17 protein-coding genes are annotated in these 14,209 nt (G+C 63.5%); 12 read left to right on the top strand and 5 right to left on the bottom strand.

Going from position 1 to position 14,209, the window contains the following annotated elements; genetic code table 11:
- Positions 1 to 84: 84 nt before the first annotated feature.
- Positions 85 to 528 carry a hypothetical protein gene (locus ABD844_RS18290; protein ID WP_344878651.1) on the bottom strand — a complete coding sequence of 148 codons (444 nt, stop codon included), beginning with the start codon at positions 526 to 528 and terminating at the stop codon, positions 85 to 87.
- Positions 529 to 1,325: 797 nt separating this feature from the next.
- Between ABD844_RS18290 and ABD844_RS53205 the strand changes: the two genes are divergently transcribed.
- On the top strand, positions 1,326 to 2,336 hold the full coding sequence (locus ABD844_RS53205; protein WP_425568612.1) for a DUF4365 domain-containing protein: 1,011 nt from the start codon (positions 1,326 to 1,328) through the stop codon (positions 2,334 to 2,336).
- A 681-nt stretch (positions 2,337 to 3,017) separates the two neighbouring features.
- Here ABD844_RS53205 and ABD844_RS18295 read toward each other — a convergent pair.
- The 3 genes from ABD844_RS18295 to ABD844_RS18305 form a co-directional block, all read right to left on the bottom strand.
- The gene (locus ABD844_RS18295) at positions 3,018 to 4,343 is read right to left on the bottom strand and encodes a hypothetical protein (RefSeq protein WP_344878655.1); all 1,326 of its coding nucleotides are present in this window, start codon (positions 4,341 to 4,343) and stop codon (positions 3,018 to 3,020) included.
- Positions 4,344 to 4,658: 315 nt separating this feature from the next.
- A complete protein-coding gene (locus ABD844_RS18300) occupies positions 4,659 to 5,132 on the bottom strand; it encodes an NUDIX hydrolase (RefSeq protein ID WP_344878657.1) in 474 nt (157 codons plus the stop codon).
- An 11-nt stretch (positions 5,133 to 5,143) separates the two neighbouring features.
- The gene (locus ABD844_RS18305) at positions 5,144 to 5,443 is read right to left on the bottom strand and encodes a winged helix-turn-helix domain-containing protein (RefSeq protein ID WP_344878660.1); all 300 of its coding nucleotides are present in this window, start codon (positions 5,441 to 5,443) and stop codon (positions 5,144 to 5,146) included.
- A 365-nt stretch (positions 5,444 to 5,808) separates the two neighbouring features.
- Between ABD844_RS18305 and ABD844_RS18310 the strand changes: the two genes are divergently transcribed.
- Positions 5,809 to 6,033, top strand: a complete 225-nt coding sequence (locus ABD844_RS18310; protein ID WP_344878663.1) for a hypothetical protein — start codon at positions 5,809 to 5,811, stop codon at positions 6,031 to 6,033.
- Between the two features lie 191 nt (positions 6,034 to 6,224).
- Positions 6,225 to 7,436: a helix-turn-helix domain-containing protein gene (locus ABD844_RS18315; protein WP_344878666.1), complete on the top strand. Its 1,212-nt coding sequence runs from the start codon at positions 6,225 to 6,227 to the stop codon at positions 7,434 to 7,436.
- 187 nt (positions 7,437 to 7,623) lie between these two features.
- Here ABD844_RS18315 and ABD844_RS18320 read toward each other — a convergent pair whose 3' ends face one another.
- Positions 7,624 to 8,004 carry a GntR family transcriptional regulator gene (locus tag ABD844_RS18320; RefSeq protein ID WP_344878669.1) on the bottom strand — a complete coding sequence of 127 codons (381 nt, stop codon included), beginning with the start codon at positions 8,002 to 8,004 and terminating at the stop codon, positions 7,624 to 7,626.
- Positions 8,005 to 8,148: 144 nt separating this feature from the next.
- On the opposite strand from ABD844_RS18320, the gene ABD844_RS18325 reads away from it, so the two are divergent.
- The 9 genes from ABD844_RS18325 (at position 8,149) to ABD844_RS18365 (ending at position 14,140) form a co-directional block, all read left to right on the top strand.
- Positions 8,149 to 8,481 carry an SCO3933 family regulatory protein gene (locus ABD844_RS18325; protein WP_344878672.1) on the top strand — a complete coding sequence of 111 codons (333 nt, stop codon included), beginning with the start codon at positions 8,149 to 8,151 and terminating at the stop codon, positions 8,479 to 8,481.
- Positions 8,474 to 9,844 carry an FtsK/SpoIIIE domain-containing protein gene (locus tag ABD844_RS18330; RefSeq protein WP_344878675.1) on the top strand — a complete coding sequence of 457 codons (1,371 nt, stop codon included), beginning with the start codon at positions 8,474 to 8,476 and terminating at the stop codon, positions 9,842 to 9,844. The genes ABD844_RS18325 and ABD844_RS18330 overlap by 8 nt, the downstream gene beginning before the upstream one ends.
- A gap of 4 nt (positions 9,845 to 9,848) precedes the next feature.
- The gene (locus ABD844_RS18335; protein WP_344878679.1) at positions 9,849 to 10,541 is read left to right on the top strand and encodes a DUF2637 domain-containing protein; all 693 of its coding nucleotides are present in this window, start codon (positions 9,849 to 9,851) and stop codon (positions 10,539 to 10,541) included.
- A 13-nt stretch (positions 10,542 to 10,554) separates the two neighbouring features.
- Entirely contained in the window at positions 10,555 to 10,896 is a 342-nt protein-coding gene (locus ABD844_RS18340) for a hypothetical protein (protein WP_344878682.1), read from the top strand.
- Complete coding sequence (locus ABD844_RS18345) at positions 10,893 to 11,060, top strand: hypothetical protein (protein WP_344878685.1); 168 nt, start codon at positions 10,893 to 10,895, stop codon at positions 11,058 to 11,060. The genes ABD844_RS18340 and ABD844_RS18345 overlap by 4 nt, the downstream gene beginning before the upstream one ends.
- Position 11,061: 1 nt before the next feature.
- Positions 11,062 to 11,220: a hypothetical protein gene (locus ABD844_RS18350; protein WP_344878688.1), complete on the top strand. Its 159-nt coding sequence runs from the start codon at positions 11,062 to 11,064 to the stop codon at positions 11,218 to 11,220.
- A gap of 124 nt (positions 11,221 to 11,344) precedes the next feature.
- Positions 11,345 to 12,679, top strand: coding sequence for a replication initiator (locus ABD844_RS18355; protein ID WP_344878692.1), 1,335 nt, complete (start codon positions 11,345 to 11,347; stop codon positions 12,677 to 12,679).
- Positions 12,669 to 12,851, top strand: a complete 183-nt coding sequence (locus ABD844_RS18360) for a helix-turn-helix domain-containing protein (RefSeq protein ID WP_344878695.1) — start codon at positions 12,669 to 12,671, stop codon at positions 12,849 to 12,851. Before ABD844_RS18355 ends, ABD844_RS18360 begins: the two co-directional genes overlap by 11 nt.
- Positions 12,851 to 14,140: a site-specific integrase gene (locus ABD844_RS18365; RefSeq protein ID WP_344878698.1), complete on the top strand. Its 1,290-nt coding sequence runs from the start codon at positions 12,851 to 12,853 to the stop codon at positions 14,138 to 14,140. The genes ABD844_RS18360 and ABD844_RS18365 overlap by 1 nt, the downstream gene beginning before the upstream one ends.
- Positions 14,141 to 14,209: the final 69 nt, after the last annotated feature.

Genomic DNA, 14,209 nt, shown 5'->3' on the forward strand with positions numbered 1-14,209 from the left:
TACGAACACCTGGGGACCTCTACTTGGCCACCAGCGGCGACACGCACTCGGCCGTTGACAGAGGCCCCCGCCGGAGGCGTGGTTCTAGACGTCCAGATACGTGAGGCACGCGATACCGACGATGACGAGGCCGATCCCTAACAGAATGATTCCGAATACGTTGAGGGAGCCCCAGAACAGCCAGAGCCACGCGCCCGTGACTGCGAGCGCCAACAAGAGCCAGAGTCCAGCTCGGACTGATCCACCGTACTCACCTGAGACGATCAGCGCTAAGGCCCCGAGAAGGATATACAGGCCGATCCCCCAGAGCAGCAGGCGCCCGAAGTCCTGGTTGGAGCCGAATAGCTGTAGCCGTTCCACAAGGGTTGGGACGGCGACCGGGAGTTGCGCTTGCTCGGGGTTCGAAGGATCGGAAAGGTGCCCTTCGCCCCACGGGGCTCTCTCGTCCCAATTCAGGAAGGTCATCACGGCGACCATGAGAGCTGCGACGGTGGCTACTTCCGCGAGGATCGTTAACCGGCTGCGCATCTTGCCATCGTCTGCTGTTCGGAACTGTCGTGTCCAGACGGTGAGTCGAATGCGCTGCGGTGGAGGGGCGCGAGGGTCGGCGGCTTCGATTGGTACGGCGAGAGCTGACGCGGGCCGGCCCGAGGCGCCGCCGTCCGGGACCGGCCCCCAGGCCGCATGCCCGGACGGCGGGCGCAGGCGGGCCGGTACGGCGGCGCGCCGCGCCGACGGTCTCGCACGCGGCGCGCCTGACAAGCCATCGGGCACGCAACGGGCACGAGGCCCCGAATAGCCCCCAGGAAGATCAAAAGCCCAGGCCACTGACCTGGGCTTTTGTATGTGTGGAGCCTAGGAGATTCGAACTCCTGACTTCCTGCTTGCAAACGAGAGCCAGTCACGATGTGGGGACCTCCTCTCCCTGCTCGGGCGGTAGATGCCGTCCAGTGGCGAGTGATCGTGTGAGGCGGTGTTGCTGTACGACGCTGCTGTACTGCTCTACACAGCGACCCAGTCGACAGTAGCCACTTCGTCCGTTGGCAGGTGGATCCGCACTGCAGGGCTGCCAAGCCTGAAGAGCGGAAGCCGCGCGGCAGCTAGCGTGTCTTCTCAAATAGGAAGAACGAGGTTAGAAAACCGTAGATAAGCTCTGACCTACGGAAGCATCCTGATCGGCATACTAGTTGGTCACGAGTGGTTCACCTATAGCGCACGAACGCGCCCCAGGGCCCGCCTGGCTCAGTCATCGATTCCCAGTCTGCGAGCCACGTGACGTGGTCGACGCGCTCTAAAGTACTCCTGTGGAAGCAGACTCGGACCGCATGGAGCGCATCGGTGTGCACGGCGTCGCCATGCTGGTCGTCGAAGCACTGGGCTGGAAGTTCCGTGAGCAACATGAGTCCGATCAAGGAATCGACGCCATAATCGAGATCGCATCACAAGGGCGGGGTACCGGTAGGCTGGTCGCACTGCAAATCAAGTCAGGGCCTTCTTGCTTTCGCGAGAGAAACTCCTCAAATGCATGGATCTTTAGAGGCCCCAAAAGACATCTCACGCTATGGCTGGAGTATCAGTTGCCAGTCTTGGTCATCCTTTTCAATCCCGGAACCCGCCAAGCCTACTGGGCTCACGTCAATCAGAAGTCTGCGCAATTTACACCAGCAGGATACCGGATAGACGTACCAACTACACAGCTTCTAGGAAACTCCTCACGTGATCAAATTGAAAGAATAGTAGAGCAGTGGACCCCTCTACGGGGAGACAGCTGGTCTCGAGTCCAGAACGCCATAGCCCTTTGCCGCGCGGAAGGGATACCGGTCCATCCCTCCGCTACACTTTGGGATAGGTTCACTAGGGCGAAAAATGAAGCAGCCCCAAGGTTGGCTTCCTCTGTGCTGACTTGCAATCTTGCGCTAGCTGGCGATGCACCGGCCGTTATGTTGTCAGCACTTTCTCGCGGGCGACCACTCTCCCTCGCTCTCAATGAGTTGCGAGGGGCATGGTCCGTGCCACCAGACACTTCTGTATTTGTTTGCGAAAACCCTCTCATTGTAGAGGCGGCTATCGCAGCACATGGAACGCAAAGCCATCCGCTAGTGTGCCTTGGCGGCTTTCCGTCGATTTCCGTTGAATATCTGCTGCTAGGGCTCGGATTCTGTGGCGCACAAATTAAAGTGCATACAGATAACGATTTCACGGGGTCTCAAATATTGCGAACCCTGTTCGCTCGTACCATCGAGTATGAGGAATGGTGTCAGCGAAGAATCAATGACCGAGCACCATTATATGAAGAGGACTGCCTTAAGCATATACTAGAAGATCTTGCCCTCTGAGATGCCCAACGAAGTCATGCGCTGAGTAGCTACCGCATGCTGGCTGGTGCGGGAACTGATCCACCGGGCTGTCCAGGCCGGTGCTATCGGGGGACGGCGCACTGAGTGCAGGTCCACCTCCAAGGATGAAGGACTTGTGGACCACAAATGCTGGCAACGCCCCCTCCGCGATCGTTCAAAACTGTTGTGAGCAACTCCGTTAGCAAGAGCAGACCTTAGCCTTCATGCTCAGTAGCAAGCCGACCCGGACCGCAGGGCCGCTATTAGCACTGGAAGCGGTGTGGCAGCCGGACCCTCCGCCTTTCAGGCAAGCAATCACCCTGCTCGGCTGATCGAGACTGTGGTCGGGCGCGTGTGTACGGTGGCGCGAATGCTCGGTGTGGGCGGCTGTCACCCCAGCCTGGTCACCCGGTGCCGGGGCCCGACGAAGGAGGGTCTCGGCGTCGATCGCCCCAGCCCGTATGGTGGATACCGAAGTCGGCGATCGTCACGGCCTCAGCCAGGCGCGACGCAAGGTTGCCACACCCATACGCCGAGCCGATCTCACATGATGCCTAACCATGCGCCCACCTGTCATGCACGGATGATGATCAGGAGGATGCATGCAGGATGGAAACATCGCCTCGATCCTTTGCCGGGAGGTCCGATGGGCAGCATCCTGGATGAGAAGGTTCTTGGGTCCTAGATCGTCTTTCCATGGAAAATGACTATTTGTTCGGCAATAAAGCGCATCAACGGCACTTCGAGTTCAAGGTCTGAATCATGCTTAAATGGAGCATACTTTGGGAGCGCCCCTTCCTTTGAATGAACAAGCGCATTTCTGACTCTGTAGATACGTTTGGCGAGGGCGTTTACTACTGCAGTCACATTCGGGTTCGATAGGTCTACGGCCGGAGCATCCGCGAATGACACCCCGGTATTAGCATAGTGCCTTACGAGGTTGGCGTCGTATGCGGTAAGATCGTCAATTAGACGGGCGAGATCTACAAACCTTTCCAGGACGAGTTGGAGTGATCGTTGCTCGTTGATGCCCCCCTCTACTTTGACTTGGTCCTGAGCTTTTTTGACGAGCCTTATTATTCTCTGTATATCTGTTGAGCGTCTAACCGAAAAGGACGGGTCGATCATTCCCTTTCGCACCTGCTCCACGAGATCGTCGTCGAAGACTTTTCTAAAGAAATGTTCGGCGACATGGTAGAATGAGAGGTATTCCAAAAGGGGAACGCTTGCTGCTACACCCATAAGATAGTGCTGAGTAAGCTCGTGCTCGTAAGCCTGTCGTGGAACATCGAACGTCTTGACGCTTGATCTACGGAGTCTCTGGATCCTATTGCTTCTCGTCAGTTGCTCGAACCCATTACTAAGACGCATCGCAGAATCGAAATTGTATGCCCAGTGGAACAGAAAAGACTCCGCAAGAGATTCGAAATCACTGCGCCCTGAGGGGGCAATTATCTCAAGCGTTCGAATCGGAAGCAAGGTGCCTACGAAGGCGAGCGCAGATACCTCCTGCGCGAGAGGTTCAGCATCGTCCGACAAAATCGGTGCGCGACTACGCTTTCTGAGACGCAGTCGGTCCCTAACACGGTATAGCGTTGATGATCCTCTGCCCAGCAAATTGTTTGCAATGAGCACCAATAAGAACATAACGAATTCACTCGAGGGCGAACCCAGTCTATAGGAGATCGAGCCTTCGCTTGTGTCACGCACTTCTAGTTCTTCGGCTAGTAGTGCAGCTGGACGATCCTCTAAAAGCGAGATCATAAATTCAGCTCGCGTTGGCCAAATTAGCGCTGACTTATTGTTGAGCCTCGCAGCCTCTAGAGCTCGGATGACTTCATCGATTTCATTATACGCGATTAGATTGTCGACCCTTCCCTCGAAATCTCCACTATTATAGGGAAGGATAATTCCTTCCTTCGTTTCCTCTATATCACGGAGAAGCAACTTTAAGCCAATAACTATCTTTTCCTTAGTGATTTCGGGAAGATTCTCCAAGCTGGTCACCGCGTTTCCTTTAGTGTGGGTATTGGCGAATGTCTGGGTTGTGAGAGTCCCCCCAAGCATGCCAGGCAGTTCTTCAGCGCGCTACGGCTTCGATCTATGAAAGGTGTGCGAGTGGCGGCGCTGGCCGCGACCGGCCGAAGAGCCGCAGCGCGGCCAGCGACCGCCCGACGCGCGCGGGGCGCCGCAGGCGGCACGCGCCTTGAAACCGTGGAGCAAAGTCTCATCCGGTCGAGCTAGGCGCCGAGTTTTGTGCCTCTTAGCTGTGGTTATGCCACTGGATGTCAGCGGATGCTGATGCTACTGGCCCTGGATGGTTCAGCCGATGTGCGCACTTCCGCCTTGGAGGTAGTGACTGATCCTGAGCCGCATGGAGCGGTGCATGACGTAGTTGCTGACCTCGTGCCGCGGTACCCAGCAGGCTTCTCGGGATTCGCTGCTCGGCGTCGGCTGCCCATCGATAGGCCGGGCTGCGAGGACGATAGAGAACTCCTGGCGGACCTCGTCGTTGCTGGTGTAGTGGATCACGTGTTGAGGGTCGCTGTAGGTGCCGACCAGGCCGGTGATCTCGCAGGTGATCCCGGTCTCTTCGAGGATCTCCCGGATGGCTGCCTGAGGGATGGACTCACCGAGGTCGATGGCGCCGCCGGGGAGGGCCCAGTTGTCGTTGTCTGAGCGGCGGATGAGGAGCAGGTCGCCGGCGTCGTTGGTGACCACGACGTTCACGGACGGGACGAGGCTGTTGGCGGCGGGCGCGTTCGGGTCGTTGTAGTAGTCGATCCGCTTGCTCACGTCCCGGGAGCCTACTCCGTCGAGGACCTGCCGCTGAGGGCGTCCGTGTCGGTTTCGCGGTCGGTCTTCACGAAGCTGCCCAGGTTGGGGACGGTGTAGATCTTGCCGACGCTTCTGAGGCGTTCCATAGCCTTGCGTATGGTGGGGCGGGCGACTCCGAACTCCTCCATGAGTTTGACCTCGGAGATCTTGAACTTGGGTCCCCACTCGCCCGAGTCGATGCGCGCCGTGAGGACTTCGAGGATCTGCTCCCAGCGGGAACGGTCCTCATCGAACTCCCAGGTGCGCGTGTGCTCGATATATCTGGCCACGGTATGAGGTTAGGAGGGCGTTTCACGGCCCTTCACGCCGGATCGTGGAGCTCCATGGAGTTTCATGGAATAGACAGGTGCTTACAGGCTTGCTAGCTTGGGAGGTATGGCGTTGGTGGGCGTAGGTCCATGGCCCCTCCGGGTGGGGCTCCGCAGGTGCGCTCCGGCTGGCCGCCTTGATGGGGCGCCTCCTGCTGTCAGAGATGGCTCCTCGCTCACCAGCGCCTGTTCATCGATCGCGATCTTCCAAGGCACCGTCGGCGCTACGTGGGTGATCGCTCGTTGCGAAGGACGGTGTACCTGTGTCGGATCTGGGCGATTTTCACGGCACGCACCCCACCTCGCCTCGTCCGGATGCGGTACGGGTGAGGTGGTTCCCGGTCAAGCGCCGCCCGGACCGGGCCCGGGTCCGGGACTACACCTGCGAATGCCTGTCTCTGGTCTTCGAGCAGTGCGTTGCCGGCGGTCAGGGGTTCATCAGGCGGCACGACCGGTCCGTCTCGCCCTGGGTCGTCGCCGAGAGCCCGCGCGTTCGAGTCGTCGACGCCGAGGCGCTGTGGCAGCAGCTCATGAACGGGGAGGCGAGGTAGCCAAGCACCGAGACCCGCAGCCCACGCACACGTAGCGTCACAATGCACAACTGATTTGTGACTGACGTTTCCGCAGGTCGAGGGCCGACCTGCGGTTTCGCATGCCCTCCGACTGGCAGTTTTTCTGCCAGTGACTCAGGTCACCCGTCTTATCGTCGAAGCAAGCGACGACGAGAAGGAGGGGCTCGGACGTGGCAACAGAGTACGTGACGCAGGGCCAGCGGATCGCACGGGCTCGTCACCGCAAAGGGTGGGATCAGACCGCTCTCGCCGAGAAGGTCGGCCGTTCCGTCTCCTGGTTGTCCAAGGTGGAGAACGGGCGGCTACCTCTGGACCGTATGAGCGTGGTGGGGCAACTCGCCGAGGTCCTCGGGGTGGAGGTCGCCGAGCTCACAGGGCAGCCGTACCAGCACGAGACGACCGAGCTCGACTCCGGGCACGCGGCGGTTCCGGGGCTACGGCTCGCGCTTCAGCAGGCTTCGCTGCCCAACGGTGTCTTGCGGGTGCCCAGACAACCGCGGTCGCTGCAGGAACTCGAGGCGAACGTCCGTCTTGCCGAGCAGCTTCGTCAGGACGCCAAGTTCACCGCGCTGGGAGAGGTGCTGCCCAGCATCCTGACTGAGCTCATCGCCATCACCAACGACTCGTCGGCCGAGCGCGACCGGGCCGAGGCGTTGATGCTGCGGGCCTGTCACATGGCGCGGGTGTCGTCCAACCTGCTGGGGCATCATGACCTCGGCTGGACTGCCGTGCAGCGTGAGCTGGTCGCCGCTCAACGAGTCGGCGCTCCTGACCTGGTCGCCGCAGCGAGCTGGGATCTGTGCGGAGTTTGGCTGCACGAGGCGCAGCTCGACCCCGCCAAGGACGCGGCTCTGTCGGCGCTCGATCAGATCGAACCGCACGTGGGCGGGGACGACACGGTAAAAGCGATGTGGGGCGCACTGCACCTGCGGGCCGCCGTGGCGTACTCCCGGCTCTGGGATCAACGAGAGGCGGAGAGCCATCTTGAGGAGGCTCGCCGGGTCGCCGAAGTGCTACCGCGGGACGGCAACGTCTTCCAGACGCAGTTCAACCAGGTGAACACGACGATCCACGCGGTTGAGGTCAGCATGGAGCTGGGCCGGCCGCGCGATGTCATCACCCGGGCCGAGCACGTCGAGATCGCGAACATCGCCTCGTCCGAACGTCAGGCCCACTACTGGACCTGCACCGCGGCGGGCTATCACATGAACAGAAAGGACAACGAAGCGGCAGATGCCGTGCTCCGAGCCGACCGGATCGCTCCTCAGCACGTCCGGAATCGTCCGTTGGTCCGCAACATCGTGCGCGACCTGCGAGACAGCGGCAAGGTGCATCGTCAGCGCGAGATCCTCAACCTCGCGAAGGTGATGCGCCTGCTCTGAGTGCGGCACAGGAGGGCTATCCGCGCAATGGCTCCCCATCCGTCAGGTAACCCGGGGGCGCTTCGGCGTCCTGCCTACACAATGGGGTGGTACGTGGGTCTCAGTGAGATCGAACGACAGATCCTGCTGCGTGAGCTGGCGGAGATCACGGTCGACCTGGCCGAACTCCAGCGGCGCACCGAAAGGATCACTTCTCGGCTTGATCAGGACGAGTCCGGGCGTCCAGCTCGTCCAGCCTGACCGTCAGCTTCTGCACATGCTGACGGATCTCGCTTAGCTGCTCGGAGATGATGCGGAACTCTTCGCTGTGCTCGCCGGGGGTGGGGGTGGCGGTTTCGTCGTCGGGAGCCCGGCTGACGAAGCTGCCGGCCCCCTGGCGGGTCTCGATGAGTCCCTCATCGCGGAGGACGGCCAGGGCGTTGCCGATGGTCATCATGGCAACGCCGTACCGGTCCGCCAGTTCGCGGGCCACGGGGAGGCGTTCCCCGACCGCGTATCGGCCGGATGCGATGTCGCGCCGGATGTCCTCGGCGATCTTCAGGTACGGCCGGCGGCGGTCGGTTGCCATGACCTAACTTTAACGGTTCTAGGTGCCTAGGTCTCTGGGCAACCTGTAAGGAATTTCGAAGCAACTTAGCTATCTCGGTTTACAGAGCTAGATATCTAGGTATCTTTATATCTAGAACAACACCTCAGAAGGAGACCAGCTCTCGTGCGTACCATCCCGATCCCTGTCGACACCTCCAAGCTCACGATCACCTGCGTGAAGGCACCCAAGCCGCGCCTGCTCAACAAGGACACCGGCGAGATCAAAACCGACAAGAACGGCAACACCGTCTACGAGATCACCGTCTCGGTCGAAGACGAGTTCGGCCGGATCGAACTCGTCAAGATCGGAACCTCGGGGGAGCCTCCGATCGCCGCAGGCCAGCAGGTCAACCCGACCGGCCTGGTCGGGTACGTCTGGGAGATCGCCGGACGGTGGGGCATCTCCTACCGCGCCGCCGCGCTCCTACCTGTGGACACGGAGCCGCTCCGTGTCTGACACCACGCTCATGGTGCTCGGAGTCCTGGCCGCTTCGGCGGCCGGGCTCTGGGCCTGGCGCCGCTGGCACTACCCGTCGTTCTGGCTCGCGGCCGCCTTCCCGCTGACTGCGATCAGCGTACGGGCGTCCTGGCGCAAGGTCGCCCTCGGCTGCAACCTCACCAAGAAGCGGCAGCGCTTCTGGTTCACCACCGTCCCGGGGCTGGTCGCCTCGACCGGTGTCGTCCGCGTCCGCCGGAAGTGGCAGCGCATCGCCGTGGACACCAAACCGTTCATGTGGCTGCCCAAGCCCACCCGCCACGGCTGGCGCGTCACCCTGCACACCCTCGAAGGCCAGATCCCCGCCGACTACACCAACGCCGCCGAACGGCTCGCGCACTCCTGGGGCGTGCACGCGATCCGTGTCTCGTCCCCGCGTCCCGGGCGGGTCGTCCTGGCCGCCACCGTCCGCGATCCACTCGTCCGGGTCGAGACCCTGCCTGCCTCGCCCGAACTGCTCAAGGTCATCGTCGGCCGTCTGGAGACCGGCGGTCCGTGGATCATCGACTTCAAGACCGTCCCGCACCACATCAACGCCGGAGCGACCCAGTCCGGCAAGTCCAACCTCGCCAACGCCCTGGTCCAAGGGCTCGCTCCGCAACTGGTCGCCCTGGTCGGCTTCGACCTCAAGGGCGGCGTGGAGTTCACCCCGTACAGCCCACGCCTGTCCGCCCTGGGCACCACCCGGACCGAATGCACCGCCCTGCTCGATGACCTCGTCGGCCTGATGACCAGCCGCATGGCCCAGTGCCGCGAGGCCGGCGCCCGCAACATCTGGCAGCTCCCGGACGACCAACGGCCCGTGCCCATCGTCGTCCTGGTCGACGAACTGGCCGAGCTGTACCTGATGGCCGACAAGAGCGAGAAAGACGAGATCGCCAAGACCTCGACCGCGCTCCTTCGGGTGGCACAGCTCGGGCGGGCGTTCGGCATCTACCTGTTCTGCTGCGGCCAGCGGATCGGCTCCGACCTCGGCCCCGGCGTCACCGCCCTGCGGGCCCAGTGTTCCGGGCGGATCTGCCACCGCGTCAACGACCCCGAAACCGCCACCATGACCCTCGGCGATCTCGACCCCGCCGCGCTCGCCTCGGCACGCGCCATCCCCGCCGAAACGCCGGGTGTCGCGATCGTCGCCTCCCAGGACGGCCAGTGGTACCGGGCCCGCTCCTTCTACGTCAGCGAGCAAGCCGCCGAACTCGCCGCCACCACCTACACCGACCTCACCCCGTCCTGGGACGAGGTCGTCTCCGGCCGCACGACGCCGCCGACCGACGCCGACCTCGCCACCTTCCTCGACTCCATCCCGGACCCGCGAAAGGCATGAGCCGATGCGATGCCTCGTCCGCTGGCTGCTCGACACCGGCCCCGTCCTCGTCCTGGCCCTCATCGCCGGAGCCGGGTCCTTCACCCACATCCGCGACACCGCCAGCGAACACGGACAGTCCGGCTGGATGGCCTGGGCGATCGCGGTCTGCATCGACCTCACCTGCGTCATGGCCGCCCGCGAACGCCAACGCGACAAGAAGACCGGCCGCCGGCGGCGCGGCCCGATCTCCTGGCCCGTCCTCGTCCTGACCGGAGGCATCGTCCTGTCCCTGGCCGCCAACCTGCAACAAGCCGACCCGACCTTGTGGGGCTGGATCACCGCGGCGACTCCCGCCGCAGCCTTCCTCGTCGCCGTCTCCATGCTCGAACGCCGGACGTCCGGCCCACGTCCCGAACCGTCCCCAGAGCCTTACGAGCCGTCCCAGACAGACCGCCCGTCCCGTCCTCGTCCGGACGAAACACCGGCCGTCCCCAGCCATGATCGTCCCGCTCTCGTCCCCGCTGAGGACAGCGAGGACGACAGACCCGAACCGTCCCCAGCACTGATCGACTACGCCCGCCGAGTAGCCGACGAACACCACACCAGGCACGGGAAGCCCATCACCCGCGACGTTCTCCGCGCCCGCCTGGGTGTGTCCAACCAACTCGCCTCCGACCTGCTCCGCGCCCTGCGGACCGTCCCAGACACCACCTAAAAGGCGGATCACTATGAGCAACGACCGAGACACCCTCATCGCCGGGCTCATCGCCCTGGCGGGCTTCCTCAAAGCGCACCCTCAGGTGCCGACGTCGATAGCACCCGTCATCATCCGCGCCTTCCCCGCCAACGGCCCGGACGACGAGATGCGCGCCGAAGTCGACCAGGTCGCCGCCCTGCTCGGCACCGAGATCGACCCGTATCACCTGCCCTACGACCACTACATGACCGGCATCGACTTCGGACCGGTCCGCTACGAGTTCATCGCCATCCTCGCCACCGCCCGCGCCCGCCACGCCGCCGAAAACAGCTACCGCGACTGCATCCAGACCGACAACACCCAGGAGCGATGACCATGCGCATCCGCCTCGAAGGCAGCCGCGCCGAGCTCACCCTCGGCATGATCCACCTACGCCAGCACTTCACGGTCACGTCCATGTCGCGAGCCTTCCCCGCCAGGAACCGAGCACGGCACTACCGCATCTACCTCACGATCACCCCGCGCGAGAGAAGCTGACATGGCCCCGGAAGAACCCTGGACCGGCTGGCTCCAGATCCTCGCCGCCATCCCGTTCCCGCATGGCTGCTGCTGCACCTGCAACGGCTCGGGCCTCGACGGAGACGGCAACACCTGCCGCGACTGCGACGGCATCGGCATCGACAACCACGGCGCATAGCGCCGGGACCCCCTCACCTGGCCACACAACCGCCAAGTTCCGCGCCAGGTGAGGGGCCATCCCACTCCAGAACGCATCCGGATAGGACGGATCCATCTTGCACCACCCACACGCCATAGCCGGGATGATCGCCCGACTCCATGACCCCGACTACAGTCGCTGGGCCCACCAGATCAAGCGCTCCGGCGGCTGCCGTCAGCCCATCCACCTGCACGGCAAGGTCGAACACTACGACCAAGCCACCGGCCAACTCCTGCACCGCTACACCACCCGCACCGAACCAGGCGGCGTCCTACGCGTCCCGTGCAAGACCCGGCGGGCCTCCCGCTGTCCGGCCTGCGCCGAGGTCTACCGCGCCGACACCTACCAACTCGTCCGCGCCGGCCTCGTCGGCGGCAAGGGCGTGCCCGAGACGGTCAACTCCCACCCGTGCCTGTTCGTCACCCTCACCGCACCATCATTTGGAGCGGTCCACGTGCAGCGGGAGAAGAACGGCAAGGTCCTGCCCTGCCACGCCCGCCGCAACGCCGAAACCTGCCCGCACGGGCAGACGATGTCCTGCACCGAACGACACAGCGCCGACGACCCGCGGCTCGGGGAGCCGCTCTGTCCCGACTGCTACGACTACGACGGCTCGGTCCTGTTCAACGCCATCAGCCCTGAGCTCTGGCGCCGTTTCACCCTTGCCCTGCGTCGACGCTTCGCCCGGCTGAACGGCCTGACCGTCAAGGCCCTACGCGCGCAAGCAAGCATCGCCTTCGCCAAAGTCGCCGAATACCAGCGCCGCGGCGTCGTCCACTTCCACGCCGTCATCCGCCTCGACGGACCGGACGGCCCGGACACACCGCCACCGGCCTGGGCGACGGCCGACGCCCTGGCCCAAGCCGTCCAGCACGCGGCAGCCGCGGTGACAGCAGAGGTCAAGCCCCTGGGCCGCACCTTCCAATGGGGCACACAACTCGACGTCCGCCGCATCACCATGGACGGCGACCTCACCGAGCAAGCCGTCGCCGCCTACGTCGCCAAGTACGCCACCAAGGCGGCCGAATGCGTCGGCACCCTGGACCGGCGCATCCAACCCCTAGACGACCTGAACGCTCTCCCGGTACGGGAGCACGCCCGCAGCCTGATCGCCGCCTGCATGCACCTGGGCAACCACCCCGGGCTGGCCGAACTCCGCCTCACCCAATGGGCTCACATGCTCGGCTTCCGCGGCCACTTCTCCACCAAGAGCCGCCACTACTCCACCACCCTCGGCGAACTCCGCGCCGCCCGCGAAGAACACATGCGCGCCGAAGAGATCTCCACCGGACGTCTCCCCCTGTTCGAGGAGGACACCGTTCTCGTCATTGCGCACTGGCAGTACGCCGGACAGGGACTCTCCATAGGCGAACAACTCCTCGCCGCCGCACTCACCGGCCACCACGTGCCGAACCTCGGGGGACCAGATGACGCCTGAGCTGCTCACCGTTCCGCAAGCCATGGCCACCTTGCAGGTCAGCCGGTGGACCGTCTACAACCTCATCCGCTCCGGCGAACTCGGTTCCGTCGTCGTCGGCGTGCGCTGCCGCCGCATCCCCCGAACCGCCCTGAACGACTACGTCACCCGACTCTGTGAGGAGGTCGCTTGATGCCCGACAAGACCGCACTCGCCTCCCCGGAGGAGCCGACGCGTCCGCGTAAGGGCCGCCGCACCCGCGCCAACAACGAAGGCTCGATCTTCCCGTACAAGACCGGCTGGGCAGGCTACGTCTGGGTCACCACACCCGAGGGCAAGCGCACCCGCAAGTGGGCGTACGGCAAGACCCGTGAGGAGACCCACGAGAAGTGGCTTAAGCTGCATGAGCTGGCCCGCAGGGGACCGGTGGTCACCAAGTCGCCGAAGCTCTCGGACTACCTGGCGTACTGGCTCACCAACGTCGTGGAACCCAACCTCGCGCCCAAGACCGCCGCGAACTACGAGATGTTCGCCCGTCTGTACATCACTCCGGCGCTCGGCTCCAAGAGGCTCGACAAGCTGACCGTCAGGGACGTCCAAGGCTGGCTGAACAAGCTGCGCCGGACATGCCTCTGCTGCGACCAGGGCAAGGACGCCGCGCGCCCCGAGACCCACAGCAACCCGAAGCGTCGCCGACACTGCTGCGCCATCGGCAAGTGCTGCAAGTCACTCCCCTCAGACTGGACAGTTCACGACGCCTACATGACCCTCCGAGCCGCACTGAGCAACGCGGTGCGAGAAGAGACGCTGACCCGCAACGTGGCGGCCAACGTCAAGATGTCGGTTCCGCGCAAGCGCAAGGTCAAGCCCTGGTCCGTCGAGGAGGCACGAACCTTCCTGGAATCAGCCCGCCAGAACGAGGACCCCATGTACCCGGCCTACGTCCTGGTGCTCGTCCTCGGGCTGCGCCTCGGCGAAACGCTCGGCCTGCGCTGGGAAGACGTCGACCTCGACCAGGCCGAGATGACGATCGGCTGGCAACTCCAGCGCGTCGGAGGCAAACTACTGCACCGCCAGACCAAGACGGACGCCTCCGACGCCACACTGCCCTTCCCCGAGATCGTCACGACGGCCCTCCATGCCCGTCAACGGGCACGCGACACCGCCCGAGATGCAGCGGGGGATGACTGGCGGGAGACCGGCCTCGTCTTCACCACCGGCAGTGGCCGGCCGATCGAACCGTCCAACTTCCGCCGCAGCTTCGCCAACGCCTGCGCCAAGGCAGGAGTGCGAAAAGTCCACGTCCACGCCACCCGCAAGACCTGCGCGTCCTTGCTCGTCGCCCTCGACGTCCACCCTCGCGTCGCCATGCAAATCCTCCGCCACTCGCAGATCGCGGTGACTATGAACATCTACAGCGAAGTGTCCTCGGAGGAGACACGTAAGGCACTCAAGCGCCTGGGAGACCATTTGGAACGATAGAGAGCGCAGCATTGGAAGCCAAAGGCCATCCCTTCGGGGGTGGCCTTCGTGTTGCGGTGCCCTACGCCT

The sequence above is a fragment of the Nonomuraea antimicrobica genome, assembly GCF_039536965.1.
Classification (GTDB): domain Bacteria; phylum Actinomycetota; class Actinomycetes; order Streptosporangiales; family Streptosporangiaceae; genus Nonomuraea; species Nonomuraea antimicrobica.

Excerpts from the sequence above, each read along its gene's own strand:
- ABD844_RS18290 (WP_344878651.1), bottom strand. The coding sequence starts at position 528 with ATGCGCAGCCGGTTAACGATCCTCGCGGAAGTAGCCACCGTCGCAGCT.
- ABD844_RS18335 (WP_344878679.1), top strand. The coding sequence starts at position 9,849 with ATGCGATGCCTCGTCCGCTGGCTGCTCGACACCGGCCCCGTCCTCGTC.
- ABD844_RS18320 (WP_344878669.1), bottom strand. The coding sequence starts at position 8,004 with ATGGCAACCGACCGCCGCCGGCCGTACCTGAAGATCGCCGAGGACATC.
- ABD844_RS18365 (WP_344878698.1), top strand. The coding sequence starts at position 12,851 with ATGCCCGACAAGACCGCACTCGCCTCCCCGGAGGAGCCGACGCGTCCG.
- ABD844_RS18360 (WP_344878695.1), top strand. The coding sequence starts at position 12,669 with ATGACGCCTGAGCTGCTCACCGTTCCGCAAGCCATGGCCACCTTGCAG.
- ABD844_RS18355 (WP_344878692.1), top strand. The coding sequence starts at position 11,345 with ATGATCGCCCGACTCCATGACCCCGACTACAGTCGCTGGGCCCACCAG.
- ABD844_RS18345 (WP_344878685.1), top strand. The coding sequence starts at position 10,893 with ATGACCATGCGCATCCGCCTCGAAGGCAGCCGCGCCGAGCTCACCCTC.
- ABD844_RS18340 (WP_344878682.1), top strand. The coding sequence starts at position 10,555 with ATGAGCAACGACCGAGACACCCTCATCGCCGGGCTCATCGCCCTGGCG.
- ABD844_RS18350 (WP_344878688.1), top strand. The coding sequence starts at position 11,062 with ATGGCCCCGGAAGAACCCTGGACCGGCTGGCTCCAGATCCTCGCCGCC.
- ABD844_RS53205 (WP_425568612.1), top strand. The coding sequence starts at position 1,326 with ATGGAGCGCATCGGTGTGCACGGCGTCGCCATGCTGGTCGTCGAAGCA.